The 18,385-nt window shown below is 68.0% G+C and carries 17 protein-coding genes and 2 pseudogenes; 12 read left to right on the top strand and 7 right to left on the bottom strand.

Translation table 11 applies throughout. From position 1 onward, the window contains the following. Positions 1–258: 258 nt before the first annotated feature. Positions 259–732 carry a diadenosine tetraphosphate hydrolase gene (locus tag ACFYZE_RS33500; RefSeq protein WP_389002606.1) on the bottom strand — a complete coding sequence of 158 codons (474 nt, stop codon included), beginning with the start codon at positions 730–732 and terminating at the stop codon, positions 259–261. Positions 733–1,131: 399 nt separating this feature from the next. On the opposite strand from ACFYZE_RS33500, the gene ACFYZE_RS33495 reads away from it, so the two are divergent. Then, the gene (locus ACFYZE_RS33495) at positions 1,132–2,505 is read left to right on the top strand and encodes an FAD-dependent oxidoreductase (protein ID WP_389002603.1); all 1,374 of its coding nucleotides are present in this window, start codon (positions 1,132–1,134) and stop codon (positions 2,503–2,505) included. Between the two features lie 430 nt (positions 2,506–2,935). Here ACFYZE_RS33495 and ACFYZE_RS33490 read toward each other — a convergent pair whose 3' ends face one another. Next, positions 2,936–3,511 (bottom strand): CGNR zinc finger domain-containing protein, encoded by a 576-nt coding sequence (locus ACFYZE_RS33490; RefSeq protein WP_389002600.1) that lies wholly within the window; start codon positions 3,509–3,511, stop codon positions 2,936–2,938. 82 nt (positions 3,512–3,593) lie between these two features. On the opposite strand from ACFYZE_RS33490, the gene ACFYZE_RS33485 reads away from it, so the two are divergent. Beyond that, positions 3,594–4,766: an epoxide hydrolase family protein gene (locus ACFYZE_RS33485; RefSeq protein ID WP_389002597.1), complete on the top strand. Its 1,173-nt coding sequence runs from the start codon at positions 3,594–3,596 to the stop codon at positions 4,764–4,766. On the opposite strand, the gene ACFYZE_RS33480 is transcribed toward ACFYZE_RS33485, so the two are convergent. The 4 genes from ACFYZE_RS33480 to ACFYZE_RS33465 form a co-directional block, all read right to left on the bottom strand. Beyond that, positions 4,756–5,061 (bottom strand): hypothetical protein, encoded by a 306-nt coding sequence (locus ACFYZE_RS33480; protein WP_389002660.1) that lies wholly within the window; start codon positions 5,059–5,061, stop codon positions 4,756–4,758. The genes ACFYZE_RS33485 and ACFYZE_RS33480 overlap by 11 nt on opposite strands. An 84-nt stretch (positions 5,062–5,145) precedes the next feature. After that, on the bottom strand, positions 5,146–5,682 hold the full coding sequence (locus ACFYZE_RS33475) for a GNAT family N-acetyltransferase (protein ID WP_389002594.1): 537 nt from the start codon (positions 5,680–5,682) through the stop codon (positions 5,146–5,148). Positions 5,683–6,182: 500 nt separating this feature from the next. Continuing rightward, positions 6,183–7,619 (bottom strand): cytochrome P450, encoded by a 1,437-nt coding sequence (locus ACFYZE_RS33470; RefSeq protein WP_389002591.1) that lies wholly within the window; start codon positions 7,617–7,619, stop codon positions 6,183–6,185. Beyond that, positions 7,616–7,831 (bottom strand): hypothetical protein, encoded by a 216-nt coding sequence (locus ACFYZE_RS33465; protein ID WP_389002588.1) that lies wholly within the window; start codon positions 7,829–7,831, stop codon positions 7,616–7,618. The genes ACFYZE_RS33470 and ACFYZE_RS33465 overlap by 4 nt, the downstream gene beginning before the upstream one ends. A gap of 204 nt (positions 7,832–8,035) precedes the next feature. Between ACFYZE_RS33465 and ACFYZE_RS33460 the strand changes: the two genes are divergently transcribed. From ACFYZE_RS33460 to ACFYZE_RS33420, 9 genes and pseudogenes are all read left to right on the top strand, one after another. Beyond that, positions 8,036–8,887, top strand: coding sequence for a nucleic acid/nucleotide deaminase domain-containing protein (locus ACFYZE_RS33460; RefSeq protein ID WP_389002585.1), 852 nt, complete (start codon positions 8,036–8,038; stop codon positions 8,885–8,887). Further along, positions 8,884–10,683: a hypothetical protein gene (locus tag ACFYZE_RS33455; RefSeq protein ID WP_389002582.1), complete on the top strand. Its 1,800-nt coding sequence runs from the start codon at positions 8,884–8,886 to the stop codon at positions 10,681–10,683. The genes ACFYZE_RS33460 and ACFYZE_RS33455 overlap by 4 nt, the downstream gene beginning before the upstream one ends. Positions 10,684–11,151: 468 nt before the next feature. After that, positions 11,152–11,715, top strand: coding sequence for a hypothetical protein (locus tag ACFYZE_RS33450; RefSeq protein ID WP_389002579.1), 564 nt, complete (start codon positions 11,152–11,154; stop codon positions 11,713–11,715). Further along, on the top strand, positions 11,712–12,503 hold the full coding sequence (locus ACFYZE_RS33445; RefSeq protein ID WP_389002576.1) for a nucleic acid/nucleotide deaminase domain-containing protein: 792 nt from the start codon (positions 11,712–11,714) through the stop codon (positions 12,501–12,503). Before ACFYZE_RS33450 ends, ACFYZE_RS33445 begins: the two co-directional genes overlap by 4 nt. Positions 12,504–12,549: 46 nt before the next feature. After that, positions 12,550–13,140, top strand: a complete 591-nt coding sequence (locus ACFYZE_RS33440; protein ID WP_389002573.1) for an SUKH-4 family immunity protein — start codon at positions 12,550–12,552, stop codon at positions 13,138–13,140. Between the two features lie 264 nt (positions 13,141–13,404). Then, the gene (locus tag ACFYZE_RS33435; RefSeq protein WP_389002570.1) at positions 13,405–13,938 is read left to right on the top strand and encodes a tetratricopeptide repeat protein; all 534 of its coding nucleotides are present in this window, start codon (positions 13,405–13,407) and stop codon (positions 13,936–13,938) included. Beyond that, a complete protein-coding gene (locus ACFYZE_RS33430) occupies positions 13,908–14,174 on the top strand; it encodes a hypothetical protein (RefSeq protein ID WP_389002567.1) in 267 nt (88 codons plus the stop codon). Before ACFYZE_RS33435 ends, ACFYZE_RS33430 begins: the two co-directional genes overlap by 31 nt. A gap of 91 nt (positions 14,175–14,265) precedes the next feature. Further along, positions 14,266–14,491: pseudogene (locus ACFYZE_RS33425) on the top strand (IS5/IS1182 family transposase); the annotation flags it as partial. A gap of 12 nt (positions 14,492–14,503) precedes the next feature. Further along, positions 14,504–14,752 (top strand): annotated as a pseudogene (locus tag ACFYZE_RS33420) (lipase); the annotation flags it as partial. On the opposite strand, the gene ACFYZE_RS33415 reads toward ACFYZE_RS33420, so the two are convergent. After that, positions 14,753–15,679, bottom strand: a complete 927-nt coding sequence (locus tag ACFYZE_RS33415; protein ID WP_389002564.1) for an alpha/beta fold hydrolase — start codon at positions 15,677–15,679, stop codon at positions 14,753–14,755. Between the two features lie 129 nt (positions 15,680–15,808). Here ACFYZE_RS33415 and ACFYZE_RS33410 point away from each other — a divergent pair, with 129 nt between their 5' ends. Next, the gene (locus tag ACFYZE_RS33410; RefSeq protein WP_389002651.1) at positions 15,809–17,797 is read left to right on the top strand and encodes a BTAD domain-containing putative transcriptional regulator; all 1,989 of its coding nucleotides are present in this window, start codon (positions 15,809–15,811) and stop codon (positions 17,795–17,797) included. Positions 17,798–18,385: the final 588 nt, after the last annotated feature.

The raw sequence follows: 18,385 nt of genomic DNA, 5'->3' as shown, positions 1-18,385 counted from the left end.
CTCGCCCCGGCAGCACTCGCCCGGCCGGCGTCGAGCGTGATCCTGCGGAACCGACCTCGACCCGCAACTGCCCGCATTGCCGGCAGCCCGTCACCATCGTCGCTCTGCCGGCCACCCCGGAAGCCGCCCGGCCCACCATGCCAGACGGAGTGGACATGATCCCGCTGCGGAGAACTCCTCGACTGCGCCCCCGGACGATCCCGGCTGAGCTTCACGAACACCCCTGCAGCCGACCTGCCGGTCGGCGGCCCGGACACATCAGTACGCCAGTTGGTCGAGTTCTTCGCCGATCGCCTCACGCAAGACGTCGTGCTGCGGGCCGAGCGCATACCGCTCGTCGATCCACCGCTCGCGCGGATACAGCCACACCGGCCGCCCCACGAGATCGTCCGGCTCCCAGTCGAACCGCGGCCACACATGCGCATGCAGGAACGGGTCCGTGTTTCCCAGGATCTCCAGATTGACCCGCCGGAAGGCCGGATCCAGCCGTTTGCAGGCACGTTCGACAGCCTCGCCCAGCGTGTCCATGTCGGCCAGGAACGCCAACCGGTTACCTTTCGGAAGCTCCGACAGCCGCTGCACCGAAGGATCATCCACCAGGAGCACCGAGTACCCCGGGAGGAACTGCACGTCCCCGATCACTGCGAACCCTGCCGTCAGCCTCCGGAGCACCGTGGGATTCACGCCCCGAACCGCGCTACCGATGCGGTCCTTCCGCCAGTCATGGGTCATGATCGGCGACCCTGCACATCGCTGATCGCCCCACCAGTGCGCACGTCCAAGAACAGCCTGCTCATGCTCGTCATTGTCCCCACACCGTTCAAGGCTGGAGGAACTGACGGGAAGAGCATCGCTGCCGAGGTGCAAAAAGCCCCATCAACACCATCACATGCAGCTGCACGCACGGCGGCGAAGAAGACCGTCCCGAGCGGGACTTGGGGCGTCGCTTCGCGGCGGCAGACAAGATCGATGCAGATGGCCTTTGATGCCGTTCGACCGCCGTGTTGGGGCTGGGGCAGTGAGATATCTGTCTGAAGCCTCGCCCCCTGCACCGCGACGGACGAGCTGGTTCGGGACTGGAGATCGGCAGGCAGTAGGCTCATTCCGCAACACGACGCGAAGGGGAGTTCGGTGGCGCGGGTTGCGGTGATCGGCGGGGGTATCAGCGGGCTGGGGACGGCGCTCATGCTTGGCCGACGGGGCCACACGGTCACGTTGTTCGAGCAGGACGCGCGGCAGGCCGGAGGGGACCTGGACCGGGACTTCTTCCACTGGGACAGGCCTCGAGTCCCGCAGGCCAACCAGCCCCACTCGCTGCTCGCACCCGTCCGCACCGTGTTGCGTGCGGAGGCCCCTGATGTCTATAGGGACCTGCTGGCACGGGGGGCCCGGGAGTACCACGAGTTCGACTGGTTCGGTGAGCATCCGCCGCATCGAGCCGGCGATGAGGACTTGGTGACCCTTCGCACCCGCCGCATCGTGCTCGAGGCCGCCCTGACTGCGGCGGTGTGGCGGGAATCCACCGTTGAGGTGCGGCGAGGCTGCCGGGTGCGCGCGCTCACCCTCCAGGAGGGCCGTCCTGCCCGGATCACCGGCGTGCAGGTGGGCGCGGACGTCCACCAGGCGGACCTCGTCGTCGATGCGTCCGGTCGTCGCTCGCCGGTGCCCGCCTGGTTGATCGCGGCCGGCTGCCGCCCGCCCGCGGTCGAAAGCCACCGCGCCGGGATCGCTTATCTGTGCCGCTGGTACCGCCTGCGCGCCGACGGCCCGCGTGATCCGGGACGGGTGAAGACCGGCTCGGCCGCACCATTCGCGCTCGGCGGCGTCTTCCCCTCCGACAACGACACGTTCGCGGTGAGCCTGGTGCTCTCCACGAGTGATCCCACCCGTGGCGCGCTCACCGACCCCGCCGTGTTCGAATCCGTCGCCCGCCACTTCCCCGCGACCGCCGCCTGGCTCGACCTGGCCCCAGAGCCACGATCCGCCGTCCTGGCGATGGCCGGCCTGGACAACCGCTGGACCGCCCTCGCCGACGATAACGGACCTGTCGTCACCGGCCTGGTCAACGCCGGGGACAGCCTCATCCACACCAATCCCACCTTCGGCCACGGCGCGGCCCTCGGCCTGCGTGCCGCCCAGTACCTCGCCACCCATGTCGACCAGATCGCTGCGGACCCCATGGGGTACCACACGTGGGCAGCACAGGCCCTCCGCCCATGGTTCGACGCGCAGGTGAAGGCCGACCGCGCCGACGAGCAACGCCTCGCCGAGGGCTCATCATCCGCAGACCGGCGGGCTGCCGCCCTGGCCGCTTGCGCCTTTGAGGATCCTGTCGTCATGCGAGCCCGAGCCCAGGTCCGCCATCTCCTGCGACTGGCCGACGACGCCTACGGCACCGACGAAGTGGACCGACACCTCACCGCCTGGCTGGCTGCCCACCCAGACTTCACGCCGAAACACGACGGCCCGAGCCGAGATCAGTGGGAAGCACTCATCCCCGCCTGAGCGCTCGCCTGGTCGGGGCCGTCCTGCTTCAGCGATGATGCGTCGGCAAGGCTCATTCGTTTGGGACGTAGGTGCAGCAGTGGTTGTGACCGCCGTCCACGTTCCATTGTTCCCCGAGGCCCAATAACGCGGCGTCAGGGCGCGTATCGGGTCGTGATCAATGAGCACCCAACGCCACCTTGGCGCGTGACGGTATTCGCCTGTCAGCGCCCGCCGGGAAAGGTGAGGCGCACGTTCTTCTTCCCGTGGGCGGCGGCCTGGTCCCGTTTCTCCGGGATGGCGCAGCACGGTTTCTGCCCCGATTCTCATAAACGGTCGGTTGTTGGACGGGGTCACCGCGGCAGGGTGCGACCCCTACGCGGCCGGACCGCACCCCACGCGACAGATGTGTCGCAGGCCTGGGGCCCACTTGGATGTACCGAGGTAACGATCACTCCGCTGATCTTGGGTCCTTACGCCGGTTGGCGTTGAAGCGCGCCTTCTTCTGACGATTGCCGCACGTGTTCATGTCGCACCATCTGCGGGTGCGACTTTGGCTGGTGTCGAAGAAGGCGGCTTGGCAGGTTGGTGATGCGCACAAGGCCAATCTTCCGTCCCGTTCGCCGGCGATGATGGCGATCGCGTCGGCGGCGATCACGCTGAGGGCATCTTCCACGCAGGAAGCCGAGCTGAGCCGCCATTGCCGCTTGCCCTCGGGCGTCAGGATCGCCGCGGCCCGACCTCGAGCGCTGCAGTCATTGATGACTTGGACAGCAGACGGAGGGAGAGCGTCCTGGATCGCGGCCGCTGTCGCGGCGGCGTGAATCGACTCCCTCAGTTCCCGGGCGAGGTCGAGCTGGGCAGCGGTGCAGGAGTCCACGGCGAGACCGTTCACTGCCAGCCAGTCGACGAGTCGCTGCGGCGTGGGAATGCGCTCCACGGCGTTGCCATGACGCTCCGACAGAGTCCCCGTGAAGCTGGTCGCCAGCACGTTGCCGAGGCGGAAGTCGGGGTACGCAGCACGCATGGAACCACCTTAGCTGGTTGCAGTGTGGCTCGGACAGCTGCTAGAACCGTCTTAGATGGTTCCATGACGGTCAGGAGGTCTCATGCCCCGTGCAACCAGCGACGTGCAAGCATTTGAAGCCCACGCGACTGACGCTGACCTCGACGATCTGCGCGCGCGACTTGCCGCGGCGCGGCTACCGGAGGCCGAGACGGTCTATCGCGCCGCGCCCGACCCTCGCCGATGGGAACAGGGCGTTCCCCTCGCCGACCTCGTCGATGTCGTGAACTACTGGCGCACCGGGTACAACTGGCGGTCGTTCGAAGAACGCCTCAACCGGATCGGCCAGTTCCGCACGACCATTGACGATCTGGGAATCCACTTCCTGCACCGCCGGTCCGCGCGCGCAGATGCCACTCCTCTGATCCTGACCCACGGCTGGCCAGGCAGCATTGCCGAGTTCATCGATGTAGTGGACGAGTTGGCAGATCCGAGAGATGCAGACGCGCCGGCGTTCCACGTGGTGGTTCCATCGCTACCGGGCTTCGGTTACAGCGACAAGCCGGCCACCACCGGTTGGGGAACCGAAAAGATCGCGGCCGCATGGGTGGAACTGATGGGAAGGCTCGGCTACAGCAAGTTCGTAGCCCACGGCGGCGACTGGGGAGGTAATATCACCACGGTTCTCGGCGGCAGGTTCCCGGCGCACGTTCTCGGCATCCACTCAACGTTCGCGGAGGGACCGCCCGGGTTGACAACGGACGGGCTGACGGCGGTCGAGCGCAAGTGGACCGAGGAAACCCGCGATTTCTGGCGCCACCGCGCGGCGTACGCGAAGCAGCAGGCGACCCGACCGCAGACCATCGGCTACTCGCTCGTCGACTCACCGGTCGGACTTCTTGCCTGGATCCTCGACAAGTTCGCCGAATGGTCAGACACCGAAGACAGCCCGTTCGAGACGATTTCCAGGGACCGCGTTCTCGACGACGTCACCCTGTACTGGCTGACGCGGACCGGCGCATCGTCGGCCCGCATTTACTACGAAAGCCACAACTCGCTCGATCCCGAACTTCGGGTCGACGTCCCGTCGGCAATCAGTATGTATCCCCGCGACATCGAGAAGTGTCCGCGCGCCTGGGCACAGGAGCGGTACCGACAGATCGTCCGATGGAGGTCGCCCGAAATCGGGGGACACTTCCCGTCGCTGGAGGTGCCCGAGTATTTCGTCAAAGATCTACAAGAGGGCCTCGCGGCAGTGCTGACCGCTAATCGGTGAACGCGGCTGGGTGCCGGCACTCGATCACCGCCCGATCCGGCTCAAGGCGTTGCCCGACGGTTTCCAGACCGATCTCATCGAGACGGCAGAACGTGGTCGGACAGGGGGCGGCGAAGATAGCGTTGAGCATGTCGAGGGCTTTTCGAATGGTAGACCTCGACGCCTGCCCGACAACACACCCCGACAGCAGGCCGTCGTCCTCGTCGCCCTGTCGGCCGTCCCCAGGGCCGCGATGCCGACCCGCCCTGATGCCGCCCGATGCGCCGGCTTCCGTGATCTGTTGCCGCGGCAACATCCATTCCGCACCAGTCCCGGCTGACTGGCTCCGATGTCCAAGGCCCGCCTACTGTCGGTCGGTGGGCTTGTTCGTCCATGCTGCTCACGCAGTTGGTGCGGGGGTCCCCGCACCGTCGTGCCACTCCTCTTCGAGGATGCTGAAGATCAAGGAGTCTCGCCAGCCGTCCCGAAGCAGCTGGGTGTGACGCAGGCGTCCCTCATGCGTCATACCGAGTTTCGTCAGTATCCGCGAAGAGCCCGTGTTCCGCGGGTCACAGGTGGCACGGATCCGATGAAGCCCCACCTCGCTGAAGCCACGAGAGAGGAGCTGCCGCCCGATTTCTGTCCCGATGCCATGGCCCCACAACTCCGGATGCACGATATACGTGATCTCGCCCTGGCGCTGGATCTGACTACGAACGTGCAGCTCACCCATGCCCACCACGTTGCTCCCGAGGCGGGCGGCATAGGAGAACCGGCGCTGAGGGTTGTCCGACCAGGCTTTGACCGCCTCTTTCACGAAGTCCCGCGTCTGATCCTCGGTATTCGGCCCCCACACCTGATAGCGGCACGCCTCCGCGAGGCACGCCCACGTGTGAACGGCCGGCCAGTCCTCGAAAACGATCTTGTCCAAGGTCACCGCACGACGATGCATGAGGCGATCATGCTCACTCCGACGTGCCGTCCTCAAGAGGAGGCCACGCGCGTGCTCATGCTCGCCATCCGCTCCGCGGCCCGTTCAACGCGGTTGACGCGGTCGCGTCCTGGTGCGGAGGTGCCGTCGGCGTGACGACGATGAGGTCGATGTCGGTCAGGCGGGAGGGGCCGTCTGCGTGGATGCGGGAGCAGCGGAAGGCGATCAGCTGGTTCGAGGGGGCCATCCCGGCGGCCGGGGGAGGGGCCAGTTCGAGTCCTCCCGATCCGCCAGATCACGTAGGCATCATGATCGTCGCACGGACAGGCGGTCAGGCCGCCTGCCCTCTGCGCAGCCGCCCTGCCGCACCGTCGTCGGACTCATCCCTCGTCCCGTCCGCGCCACCTAGAACGGGTCCCCGAGTACCTTCCGGACGCCCCTGTCCCAAACGAAACCGCCCAGGCAGTCGTCCGCCGGTCAGGCCCGCAGGTGCGGTAAGCCGTCCTTTATGTTCCCGCTCCGCCAGGAGTCAGGGTCACAGGCAGACTCCGGTGTCCGTTGGAGATGAAGGAAGGAACCGGCTTGATACGCGCGGGGGAGTGGACCAGTGCGAGGGACGGGAAGCGTTCGAACAGCGCCGGGAGCGCAGTGGCTGCCTCCATGCGGGCGAGCGGCGCGCCCAGGCAGTAGTGAACGCCGTAGCCGAAGGCAAGATGGTCCTTGACGTCCCGGGTTGCGTCGAAGGCACCTGCTGATGGGCCGTGGTGCTCGGGGTCCTGGCCGGCGGCCGCGTAGGAGGCCAGGATGGCATCCCCCTTCGGGATGGTCGTGCCCGCGATGCTGATGTCCTCGACGGCGTAACGCAGGGGCAGGTGGGCCACGGGGGCGTCGACACGCAGGCTTTCCTCGATGACATCGATCCAGGTGACTTTGCCCGTGCGGACCAGGTCGCGCTGGTCCGGTGCGGTCAGCAGCGCGTAGACGGCGTTGTCGAGCAGGTTCACGGTTGTCTCGTGGCCGGCGGCGATGATCAGCAGGAGCGTGTCGACGACTTCCGCCTCGGTCAGTGACTCGTCGGTGTCGCCAGAGGAGATCAGGTAACTCGTCAGATCGTCCCCCGGTTGCCTCCTGCGGTAGTCGATCAGGTCGTTGAGCAGGTGGTAGGTGGTGCGATAGTTGGCGGCAGCATCCTCTGGACCGAGTCCCGTGTTGAAGATGTTGTCGATGCAGGCGCGGATGCCGACGGCCATGGAGCCTTCAGGGACACCCATGAGCTCCGTGATCACCTGCACAGGAATCACGTATGCGAAGTGCTGCCGCAGGTCCACCACACCGTCGATCGCGGTGTCAGGCAGATCGTCCAGCACACTCGCCACTATGCGCTCGACCCGAGGGCGCAGCTGGGCCGTTCTGCGGGCGGTGAAAGCCGGCGTCACCAGTCTGCGGAGCCTTCGGTGGTCGCTGCCGTAGGCGGTGAACATGTTGGTGACAGAGACCCAGGCGTACAGCGGCCACTCGGGGGTGATCTCCCCGGCGATGAATCGCGGCCAGTGCTGACGGGGGTCCTTCGATACCCGCGGATCGGTCAGGAGTTGCTCGAGGAGGGCGTGACTGGTGACCGACCACGCCGGGACGTCACCGGGAAGGATCACTTTCGTGACGGGGCCACGGGCGCGGAGATGGGCGCCCTCCGCGCGTATGTCGCGACCTGCCGGGTCGAGAACGTACGGGTGGTGATCGTCGGTTGGCAACTGCCCGCCTCTCGTCGGTGTGCAGTGGTTTTGCCGATGGCCTCGGTCTGCGACCGGGCCGGCAGCAGCGGCAGGCATGGACAGGCGGGTCCGCCGACGGGCGCCGGACGCTGCAGTGCGATTGTGCTGTGTGGTCGACGCGGTGGCGATCCCGCCTGAGGCCGGTTGGCCGGGATGCGGATCGAGCTTCACGGAGGTGCGTTGGCAGAAAGCCGCTTGTGGGCGACGGTGTCGGCGTCGGCCGCCTTGGCGACCTGCGTGTCGAGTCCGCCGAGGAGCCCAGCGGTGAGCTTGGCCGAAACGACATCGCAGGCATCGGCTGTGGGATGGGGCAGGACGCCTCGCTGGAACACGTGCACGACGTTCCGGGCGGCGAAGAGGTTCTGGGGGCGCCTTGAAGACATGGAGCCGCCGCGGGGGATGGCCGGGCGCAACGGAGAAGATGTCGGGCGTAGGCGATCATGAGCCCTGTCGACAACGCCGCGTTGAGTCACTCCCGACCCTCTGGTTCGATGAGGACCACGAATCGGAGCAATACTGACGGTCACACCGACAAGCCCGCAGCGCGCAACACCGCAGCCTGGAACGGAGCCCAAGGAGCACCTCTGGTGATCGACGAACCCACATTCCGGACTTTCGGTCCGGCCGGCGACCACGAGTCCGGTGAGTCCCCCGTGCCCCGCCTCGCCGGGATCTCGGTACCGCGCAAGGTCGGCCCGTATTTCACCACTCTCGACCGCGACCCGGTGGCGCTGGGCGCGTACGCCGCCGCAGCCGGGCGCCGTGTCGCCCGCGAAGAGTGCGCTTCCTGGGCGCGGCTGGGCAGCGACGGCGGTTTCGAACTGTGCGCCGACCCGCGTGGCGCCGTATGGGCGGTGTTGTTGGACTACGACGAGGAGCGGCGGTTCGTGAGCTCCTCCCCCGAGGCCTTCGCCTCGTGTCTCCTGGAACTGGCTGACGCCCTGCGCGTCATCGTCACCACCGACCAACCTGCCGTGGCTGCCTCGGCGTTCGAGTCCCTTCGGGAACGCCTGCAGGCCTGCGACCCGTCGGCTTTCGGCGACCGGGAGGACTGGTGGCCCCGGGTCCTGGACGACATCCGCGACACCGCGAGCGCGGAGAATTACGCGGCCTTCGAGTATGTCGACGCCGAGCACGGCAAGCGGATCGTCACCCAGGCCGGCGCGATCGCCGCCCATCCCGAAGAGCGGTTGTGGGACAGGCTGCAGGCCGCCGGCGTCCGTGCGGAGCAGGTCCTGCGCATCCACACCGACCTGCAGCCCTGCTTCATGCCGGGCCACTATTGCTCCATGTGGCTGGCCGAGGTCTTCCCGCACGTGGAATCGATGACGCACACCTTCCCCTACGGGGAGACGGCCGACTCCCGCGCGGAGGGTATCCGCCTGCTGCGCGAGAACGTCGGCACTGCGGTGAACGACGACACGGCGGCGGAACAGTGAGCCTCTCCCCGACGTCCGCGGGTCCGGACATCGCGCAATGGCCGCTACTCGACGGGGTCGCCGCCACCGACGCATCGGCCCTGCTCGAGTGGGCGGCCTGCGCCCCGCCGGACAAGTCCAAGCTCTGCCTGGTCCGCGGAGGACGGGGCAGCGGGAAAAGCCAGTTGCTGGCCTGGTTCCTCGCCGGCTCCGCGAGTCATCCATCGACCACGGTCCACGCGACGGTCCTGGCCGAGGGACTCTTCGCGGATGCTGTCGCGTGGGACCTCGGGCGCCAACTCGGCTACGGGCCGCTCTCGGCAGAGCGGCTGCTGGAGCGTCTGGCTGTGGACCGAAGGCCGCTGTTGGTGTTGGTGGTGGATCTGCACCGATCCGGCCGTGGTCCAGCCGACCGCCCGGCGGCCGACCCAGCGACCCTGGTCCGTGATCTCCTCGCCCCTCTTCTGGATCTGCCGCAGACCCGTGCCGTCGTCGAAGTCGGCGACACCGGCTTACTCGACGGCCTGCCAGGCGCCGGGCTCGTCACGACCATCGACGTCGGCGACGAGCCGTTCACGAAGTACGGTGAGGCTCCGACCACGGAGGACGACTCTCCACTTCCACGCACTCCCGAGGGGCGCGTGCGGTGGGACAAGGCTTCCGACACCGTCCGTGAACATGCCCTGGACTGGGCACTGACCGCGCCCGACCCTGGGCCCGCCATCGCGGCGCTCGTCGGCGACCCCGGATTCCTGCTCCACGGGTCGACCGTTTCCATCGCCGCCTGTCTGACCGATGAGCGGACCCCCGCCCCGCGAGGCCTTCGGCAGACATGGAGGCTGGCCGCGCCCCACCTCTCGGACGTCGAGTACCAGACCTCCGAGCGGGCGGCCATACTTCACACGGCCGCCCTGGGGCCCAGCCCCCTCCTCGCCCGCTACCTGCAGCCCCTCCTCGCAGACCACGCCTACGCGGCTGTCTGGGCCCGACAGGACATGGCCGTGAGTGCCCTGGCGGCCATGCCCGGCAAGCCGGGAACGATCCTGGCCGCTGATCCTTTGGGAAGCATCTTTGAGGTGGAGGCTGCTACCGGCAGGCACGGCGTCCCCACCCCGCAGACGGCAGCCGGAATGCCCCGCCTCGACGGTATGGCTGCTCACGCTGGGCACGGCGTACTTCTACTCAGTGACACTGGCGTTCTTCACCACGCCGGTGAAGAGCCGGGAAGCGTCCTCGGCCTCATCGCGACCCACCACGGCCAGGCAGGTCTCGGACATCCGGATCTGCGGCCCAGTGCCCTCGGACACAGTCCTTGCGGCAGGTTCGTCGTGATCGGTGACGAGCAGGGGAGTGTCCACGTTTGGGACCTGGAGGCTTCTGAGCCCGCCCCCCTCTCACGTGTCCTGCACTCCGCTCCCATCACTGCCGTCACGTGCCTGGTCCTTCCCGGCCAAGGGGAAACGCTGGTGATGAGCACGGCCATGGACGGCACCGTCCGACTCTGGAAAACCTTCGCGGACCCCATGCCCCGTCCCGTCGAGCAGCGGCCCGCCCTCGCCACCGCCATCACCACTCAGCAGACTTCCGTCGGCCCTTTCCTCGCCGTCGCCTGGAATGACGCCTCACTCCACCTGTGGCATCTCCCTTCCGGCAGGGTTCGCACCGTCCCGCTGCTTCTTCCGTGTTCCTCCCTCGCCTGCACGACTGCCCCGGATCGTCCTGCCCTGGCCGATTCCCGGCTCTGCCTCACGATCGCGGGCAGCGAAGGCTCCTACGCACTTGGCCTCAACGCCGCGCGGTTGTGGAGTGATGAGTGAGAGCAAGCCCGTTCCACAGGGATGCCGGTCGGCATGGCGGTGTGTTTGAGCCGCTCTTGGAGGACGCCTGAGCAGTGCGTCCGGCGAGGGCAGGGGATGTTGCAGGCAACGTGGCCACTCGGAAGCCCTTTCGCAGTCGCGGACGGCGACGTGCTGACCCGCCGCAGACGCGTTCGGTGCCCCTCGGTCTGATACGGCGTTAGCGCGTTTCATTGTCGAACTTTTGCCCTGCCGTGGCATCGAACGAGCGGATCCGCGCGAACCTGGTTGAGTCGTGGTCGACTTGACGGGGGAGCAGGAACCTTGGCCCTTGAACTACCTGAAGAAGTCGTCTCGTTGCTCCAGTTCATCGGCGTCAACTGGCCGAACGTGAACGAGGACAGGGTTCGGGAGTTCGCTGAGCACATACGTGACTTCGCCCGGAAGGTGGACGAGACACACCAGGACTCCACGGCCACCATCAAGAAGATGGCTGACGTGTACCAGGGGCCCTCATACGACGCACTGCTCGCCAAGTGGGGGCAGATGTCGAACAGTCACATGTCCGAGCTGCTGACCGCCTGCCACACCGTAGCGACCGCGCTGGACATGGCTGCCGACGTCATCGTGGGCATGAAGGAGGCTGCCATTGCAGAACTCGTTGCCCTGGCTGCATCATTCGTGGCCGATCAGGCAGCCGCTGTCGCCACGCTCGGACTCGCCGAGGCCGCCGAGGCGCTGATCGTGGAGGCGGCGGAAAAGGCCGTTGACTACCTCGAGCAGCAGTTGGAGCAGTACATCATCGGCGAGGTCATCGAAGCCGCCGTCAACCCGCTGATCGAGGTGGTCGGGCAGGCGGCGAGCGGCTTGATGTTCAAAGCCACCGAGTCCGCGCTCGGTGTGTCGGCCGATGCCGGGGAAGCAGGGACCGGCTTCTCCGTCCATCCGGAGCATCTCCGGACCCGTGCGGAGCTGATGAAGGCCCACGCCAGCACCGTGGCCTCGCACGCGGAGGAGTTCAGGGTTCGGGCCGCCGGGATGTCCTTCGAATGACCAACAAGATCACGGCGGCGCTGGAGGACGGCGCAAAGAAACTGGGCAAGGCGCTCGGTGAGGACGCCGGCAAGGCCATCAAAGCCCTCTATCACGACACACATGCACGCCTCAAGAAAGTCTCGCACAACTATCTTGAGGCGGATGCCAAGCATGCGGCAGAAATTCAGAAGATCGCCAAGGGCGAGACGCCGGTCTACCATATGGCCGACGATGGAAGTATCCGTCGACTGCACTCCGATGGCAGTCATTCCGCTCTTACGGAAGAAGACAAAGACCGTCTTGGGCTCGACGAAGCCAACATTGGGCGCCCACGGCAAGGTGAACAGAACGCCAAGCTCAAATCGGATAAGGAAGGCAAGGAAGTCCCGCGGCCGCAGGTGTCGTCGCAACAGGTGACGGCGGGGAGTACTGATCTCTCTGTGGCAACACAGTTGGCCCGCCATGCAGACCAGAGCTACGGCGGGCTGGACAGGAAGGGAGAATTTCAGAGCAACAACTACGCGGCGGCCAGAGTGGCTGGCGCGAATGGCAAGAACGACTTCATCCTCGTCGCGCGCAGCAATGGGTACCGGCATTCAGAACGCATGATAGGAATACCGTTCCTCAGGCAGGGAGATGAAGGCAGAATAACCCACCTCTATACAGAACGGGCGCCATGCGTCAACGGGGTGAACTGCAGCGCCTGGATGGCTGAGAGATTACCAAACACTGCGGTCACGCACAGTTTCGGTGCCGGGAACGACGAGATGAGATTTTATCTGCCCGAACTGCAGGCCAATCGATGATATCCTTGCATTTCCGAACGTGCCCCATAACTGACAGGAAAAGAGCATGAGCCGTCCCTCCGCCCTCACTCGCGAGATGCTGGAGACCGTGTTCGATCCGACTGAATTGGTTGTTGTGCCGGAAGAAGGGCTGACTGCTGTCGGTGACCCCGACGCCAGAGAAACCCTGGGAACCCTGGGAATCCCGGTCTGGGACAATCCCTGGTTCGACATGGACGTCGAGCTTGCAGAGCGGTTCGAGCGCGTCGAGGACTGGGACGGAAAACTTGCCGACCGTTACTCCGTCGTCCCGGCGGGAGCGGACAAGTGGATCGGTTTGGGTATGATCCCCTATGACGATCTCGCCTTCGATCCGGACACCGGCACGGTCTACTGCTTGCCCGACGATTCCGAGATCTACCTGTGGAACAGCTCGCTCCGGTCTTTCGTGCACTTCCTGTACATCCTCCAACTGGAACGCCCGCACTTCGACGCGCAGTGGGAAAGCGAGATTGAGGTGCCTTACGACCCCGAGGCCGCACAGGCCCGAGTCCGGGAGGCGATGATGTCTGTGGATCCCGCCGCCCTGGAGAACCCCGATTCCCGCTGGCACGGGATCCTCACGTACATCGTGGATCCCGAGCACCATTTCCTTTGAGCACCCCTGTCGGCGACCCGGCGCTCGGCGAGGACGAATGGGTCGTGGTCTGCACGAGTGTGGGGCTGGGGAGTGACGGCGCCGGTGAGCGAGAGGCGGCGAGGGAGCTCCCGCGTGATCGACGTGTGCTGCAGGTGATGGGGATCTTTGAAAACGGCCGGGTCTGCTCCTCGTCCCCACTTGCTTGGTCTTTGAACTGTATGGGGAAATTGGGGAGTGGAGAGCGGTCCTTGACCACCAGAACGTAGGTATTGGCCATGCCTGGTGACCGGCGGATCGATCGGATCTGGATCGGCCCTGGTCAACCTCGGGGAGGCGCTGCAGCCGACGGACCGCACCGAGGAGGCCGTCAGCACCCTCACCCGGGCCGCCCGCCTCTTCCGCGTGTGCGGCGCCGATGGTTACGAGGCCCGGGCATCCCATGCCCTCGGGGAGGTGCTGCTGGCGCTCGGCAGGGCCGAGGAGGCTGTGAGTGCCTTCTCCCGGACAGCCTCGCTCTGCCACGGGCTGGGCGATCACGGCCGTGAAGGCTCGACCCTGCTTGGTTTGGCTGCCGCCCTGGAGGCGGCGGACCGGCCGGACGAGGCTGCCATCAGCTGCGCGCAGGCCGCCACGGCCTTCGAGCAGGCTGGCGACGCCCCCGCCAAGGGCTGGGCGCTGACCGACCTCGCGCTGTACTGCTACTGGCGGGCAGGTCCAAGGAGGCGCTGTCGGCGGCGGATGCGGCGTTGGAGCACAACCGGCGTGTGGTCGCGGACGAACCCATCGTGTACACGCATGTCCTGGCGCAATCCCTGATGCTTCTGGCACGGCTGCGTGAGGAGGAACGGCAGAACCTGCCCGGGAGTCTTTCGGCGGCGATGCAAGCGGCCGAGCTCTTGACCTCGCTGGCCGCAACACACCCCGAGGTGTTCGCCGCCCATCTGCGGGCGGCGCTCGAACAGTGGGCGCACGTGCTGGACCTGCTCCACCGTACGCGGGAGGCCGGGGAGGTACGCCGCCGACTGAAGGGGATGGACGGCGGCCCTGCCTGATCGGGCGCCTTCGCACGTGGGAGCGTGGATGCGGAATCCCGCTTTCAGAAGTGCTTCATGGAGCGCCAGGAGCATACGGAACTTGTGAGTATCACGTGATGGATCAGTAAGGGGGCGGCAACACGAGGCGGTTCTGCACCGGCTGGACGATGCCCGCCTGGTCGACGTCTCCCGGCCCCGTGGACCGGGGCAAGCCGGGTTCCAAGATGCACATCCTGTCGGACGCGAACGGACTGTCCCTGGTCGTCGGCGTCTCGGCCGCCGACGTCCACGACAGCGAGGGCTTGAAGCCCATGGGGGCGGGCCACCAAATGCGTTGCTGACGGATGGGCGGCCCGGCCGAACGCGCCGCCGGGCGCCTGAGGCTCGACGTCATCCGCGACGAACTCGCCCGGATCGTTGAACAGCGGGCCGCTGACCACCCGAACCTGCACTACCTCTACGGCGAGAGGGACTACGCCGAATTCCCGCTGCCCGACGAGGTCCACCCTGATCCGGCAGGACACCGCCGCATCGGCGAGAACTTCGGGCGGCTCGCGTTCGGCGAAGGCGGCCCTTTCGCCCCCACAACCGGCTGATCAGGAACGCGGTGGTCCAGCGTCAGCTGCGGGTCGGAACGGGCCGAGGTCAAGGAGCTTGCGGAGCTCCGTGGTGATCTGGCCGGGTGCTTCTTCTGCCATGAAGTGGCCGCAGGTGACGGTGGTGTGCCGCAGGTCGGGTGCCCAGGCGCGCCAGAGTGCGGCCGCGTCGAACCCCAGGGCGGCGCCCCAGTCCTGCTGGAGGACGGTGACCGGCATGCGAAGCTGGTTGCCGGCGTCACGGTCGGCTTGGTCGTGGGCGACGTCGATGGTGGCGGAGGCCCGGTAGTCGGCCACGATCGAGGTGACCGCGTCGCGGGAGGCCGCCAGGTAGGCGGCGCGGATCTCGCTCGGGATCGCCTCGGGGTCCTGAGCCCACAGGTCGAGGAAGTGGCCGAAGAAGATGTCCGGGGCTGCAGAGATCATCTGCTCGGGCAGGCCCGGGGGCTGGGCCATCAGGTACAGGTGGAAGCCTACGGCGGCGCTGGTGCCGTGCATCACCTGCCACATGTCCAGGGTGGGCAGGACATCCAGGCAGGCCAGGTGGGTGATCGTCTGCGGATGGTCGAGGCCGGCGCGGAAGGCGACCAGGGCGCCCCGGTCGTGGCCGGCCAGCGCGAACCGCTCATGGCCGAGCGCGCGGGCCAGGGCGACGATGTCGGCGGCCATGGTCCGCTTGGCGTACGCGGTGCCGTGCGTGCCTTCGGTGGGCTTGTCACTCGCACCGTAACCGCGCAGGTCGGGGCAGATGACGGTGTGGTCGGCCGCGAGGTCGGCGGCGACGTGTCGCCACATCAGGTGGGTCTGCGGAAAGCCGTGCAGCAGCACGATCGGGCTGCCCGAACCGCCGACGGCCGCGTTGAGCGCGATGCCATCGGCGACGGGGACGCGCCGGTAGTCGAAGCCGGGAAGGGTGGGCGGCGCCATGGTGAGCTGCTCTCCTGTGGTCGGGGGGACGCCCGCCGGTCGGCGGACACCTCCGAGACTGCCGCCCGCCGATCAGCATCCGATCAGCACGTACCGTGGAGGCCGATGGCGGCACATGTGGGTGAGGGGATGCGGCAGGTCACGTTCGGTGTGCTCGGGCCGGTTGAGGCCTGGGACGGGGCCGGTGACGCGCTGGCGTTGAAGGGTCCGCGGCACCGGGCGGTGCTCGCTCGGTTGATCGTGGCCCGCCGCCGCGTGGTTCCCCTGAAACGCCTGGTGGCGGATCTGTGGGACGAGCCCCCGCGAGGCGCGGCGGGCGCCGTGCAGACCTTCGTCGCCGACCTGCGACGCGCTGTGGAACCGGACCGGCCACCCCGTGCTCCAGCCCGGCTGCTGGTCACGGAGGGGCCCGGGTACGCGCTGCGGGCGTCACCGGACGCCGTGGACGCCTGGCTGTTCGAAGCGGCCGTACGCGTCGCCGCCACGCTGGCGCCCGCCCAGGCGCTGGAACGCCTGCAGGAGGCACTGGAGCGGTGGCGCGGTCCGGCCTACGCCGGCTTCGCCCAGGAGGACTGGGCCGTCGGTGAGTGTGCGCGGCTGGCCGAGCTGCGGCTGCAGGCGGTGGAGGGACAGGCGGAGGCCCGGCTGGCGCTGAGCGCCGCCCACGTGGCCGTACCGGACCTGGACGCGCACCTGGCCGAACATCCCTGGCGCGAGGGCGCCTGGCGGCTGCTGGCGCTGGCCCGGTACCGCACTGGTGGCCAGCAGGAGGCGCTCACCGTGCTGCGCCGCGCCCGGACCATGCTCGCCGACCAGCTCGGGCTGGATCCCGGTCCGCAACTGCGCCGTCTGGAGGCGGAGATCCTTGCCCACGACCCGCGACTGGACCCGCCGCCCAGCCCGGTGACCGCGGCGGCCCGCGTGTGGGCACAGGCAGCCGAAGCCTACGACCGCACGGTCGCCGCCGGTGCCCGCGCCCGGCTGGAGTCGACGGTCGGGCTGCTCCGCAACCTCGCGGTGACAGGCGCCGGCGGTCTCGAGGCGGCGCGGGAGCAGCGACTGCAGGCGATCACGGCGGCGGAGGAGTTCGGCGACCCGGAACTGACCGCACGGGTGATCGGCGCCTACGACGTCCCCGCGATCTGGACCCGCAGCGACGACCCGCAGCAGGCCCGGCAGATCGTGGCCGCCGCCGAGCGCACCCTGGCACTCCTGCCGGACGCCGCCTCGTACGACGCGGCGCGGTGCCGCCTGCTGGCCACCATCGCGCTGGAGATGCGCGGCACCCGCTCCCCACGCGGACCGCAGGCCGCGCGCCGGGCCGAGGAGATCGCCCGCCGCCTGGACGATCCGGCGCTGCTCGCGTTCGCCCTCAACGGGGTGTTCATGCAGTCGTGCACCCGGGCAGGCCTGGCGCCGCGGCGAGACGCCATCGGCGGGGAACTGGTCGCGCTGGCCGCGGGGCATGGGCTGGTGACCTTCGAGGTGCTCGGTCACCTGATCCGGTTGCAGGCGCGCTGCGCGCTCGGCGACTTCCCGGCGGCGGACGAGCACGCTGCCGCCGCGGAGCGCCTGGCCGAGCGTCATGAATTGCCGCTGGCAGAGGTGTTCACCCAGTGGTATGGCGCCCTGCGGCTGGCCGCTGCGGGGCGGGCCGGGCAGGCCGAAGCCGCCTACCGGGCCGCTGCCGCGCGCCTGGACGGCGCAGGCATGCCCGGCCTCCGGCACGGTCTGCTGCACCTTGCGCTGCTGTGCCTGCGGCTTGCGGAAGGCACCGCCTCCGCGCTGAAGGCGGCCGAGCAGATCGATCCGGGCGCGGACTGGGGGCCCTACCGTCCCTGGGCCGAGCCCTTCGTCCTGCTGCGCAGCGGTCGTCACGCCGACGCCCGGGAGGCGTTGCACGCCCTGCCGGAGCCGCCCGCCGATCTGTTGTACGAGGCCATGTGCTGCCTGCAGGCCGCAGTGGCTCTGGAACTCGGCGACCGCGCCGCATGGGAGCAGGCCCGCGCCCGCCTTCAGCCTGCCGCGGGCCAACTCGCGGGCGCGGGCAGCGGCCTCCTCACCCTCGGCCCCGTGAACAACTGGCTGGCGAACGGCTGGGCGCGTACCGAGTCGTGATCGAGCGGGTGGTCCGGGTGAGGTCTTTCATCCGGATCACCGAGGCGCGGGGCCCTGCGCGGCGACCTTTGGCCGGCAGGGCTTGCCTGTGAGCATGTGGGTGCCGGCGGAGGTGATGACCGAGTCGAGTTTCTCCCGGCGCACAAGAACTCGGGCGAGAAGAACGCGATGTGACCGAGCCGCCCAAGTACGGCATGTGATCGGTGTGGAGGAACACGCCTGGACGCCCGAACTGCCCAACGCCCTGCTGAGGTGGGTCCTGGCCTCCATTCTGGCAGCCACAGCCGGATGCTGGTCTCGCGGGAGGGGCAGCACGCGTTGACGCCGCGGCATGCGTCGGCCGACTCCGTTGCCTCGGCGAGAGGTTCTGAGGTCGTCGGCCTGGTGGGCTGGCAGGCGAAGCCACATCCGGCATCACGCGGCCGCCCAGCGGCGGGCGCCGTCACCGGTGGATCGTGCCCGGACGAAGAGCCCGGTTCCCGTGCAGGAGTCCTTGTCCAGCAGCCGTTCGATGCGTTCCTGGCGTCGAACGTACCGCGCCTTCTCGTTCCGCCCGGGCCGCGGGCCGTACCTGACGGCGCCCGCCGC

Source organism: Streptomyces sp. NPDC001796, from assembly GCF_042892355.1.
Taxonomy (GTDB): Bacteria; Actinomycetota; Actinomycetes; order Streptomycetales; family Streptomycetaceae; genus Streptomyces.
Note: the sequence above shows the minus strand (reverse complement) of the source record. Positions and strands in the feature narration are given on the sequence as shown.

Bases quoted from the DNA above. Each gene is read 5' to 3' on its own strand.
- ACFYZE_RS33410 (WP_389002651.1), top strand. From the start codon at position 15,809: ATGCGGCAGGTCACGTTCGGTGTGCTCGGGCCGGTTGAGGCCTGGGAC.
- ACFYZE_RS33490 (WP_389002600.1), bottom strand. From the start codon at position 3,511: ATGCGTGCTGCGTACCCCGACTTCCGCCTCGGCAACGTGCTGGCGACC.
- ACFYZE_RS33440 (WP_389002573.1), top strand. From the start codon at position 12,550: ATGAGCCGTCCCTCCGCCCTCACTCGCGAGATGCTGGAGACCGTGTTC.
- ACFYZE_RS33480 (WP_389002660.1), bottom strand. From the start codon at position 5,061: ATGTTGCCGCGGCAACAGATCACGGAAGCCGGCGCATCGGGCGGCATC.
- ACFYZE_RS33415 (WP_389002564.1), bottom strand. From the start codon at position 15,679: ATGGCGCCGCCCACCCTTCCCGGCTTCGACTACCGGCGCGTCCCCGTC.
- ACFYZE_RS33465 (WP_389002588.1), bottom strand. From the start codon at position 7,831: ATGTCTTCAAGGCGCCCCCAGAACCTCTTCGCCGCCCGGAACGTCGTG.
- ACFYZE_RS33445 (WP_389002576.1), top strand. From the start codon at position 11,712: ATGACCAACAAGATCACGGCGGCGCTGGAGGACGGCGCAAAGAAACTG.
- ACFYZE_RS33500 (WP_389002606.1), bottom strand. From the start codon at position 732: ATGACCCATGACTGGCGGAAGGACCGCATCGGTAGCGCGGTTCGGGGC.
- ACFYZE_RS33450 (WP_389002579.1), top strand. From the start codon at position 11,152: ATGGCTGACGTGTACCAGGGGCCCTCATACGACGCACTGCTCGCCAAG.
- ACFYZE_RS33485 (WP_389002597.1), top strand. From the start codon at position 3,594: ATGCCCCGTGCAACCAGCGACGTGCAAGCATTTGAAGCCCACGCGACT.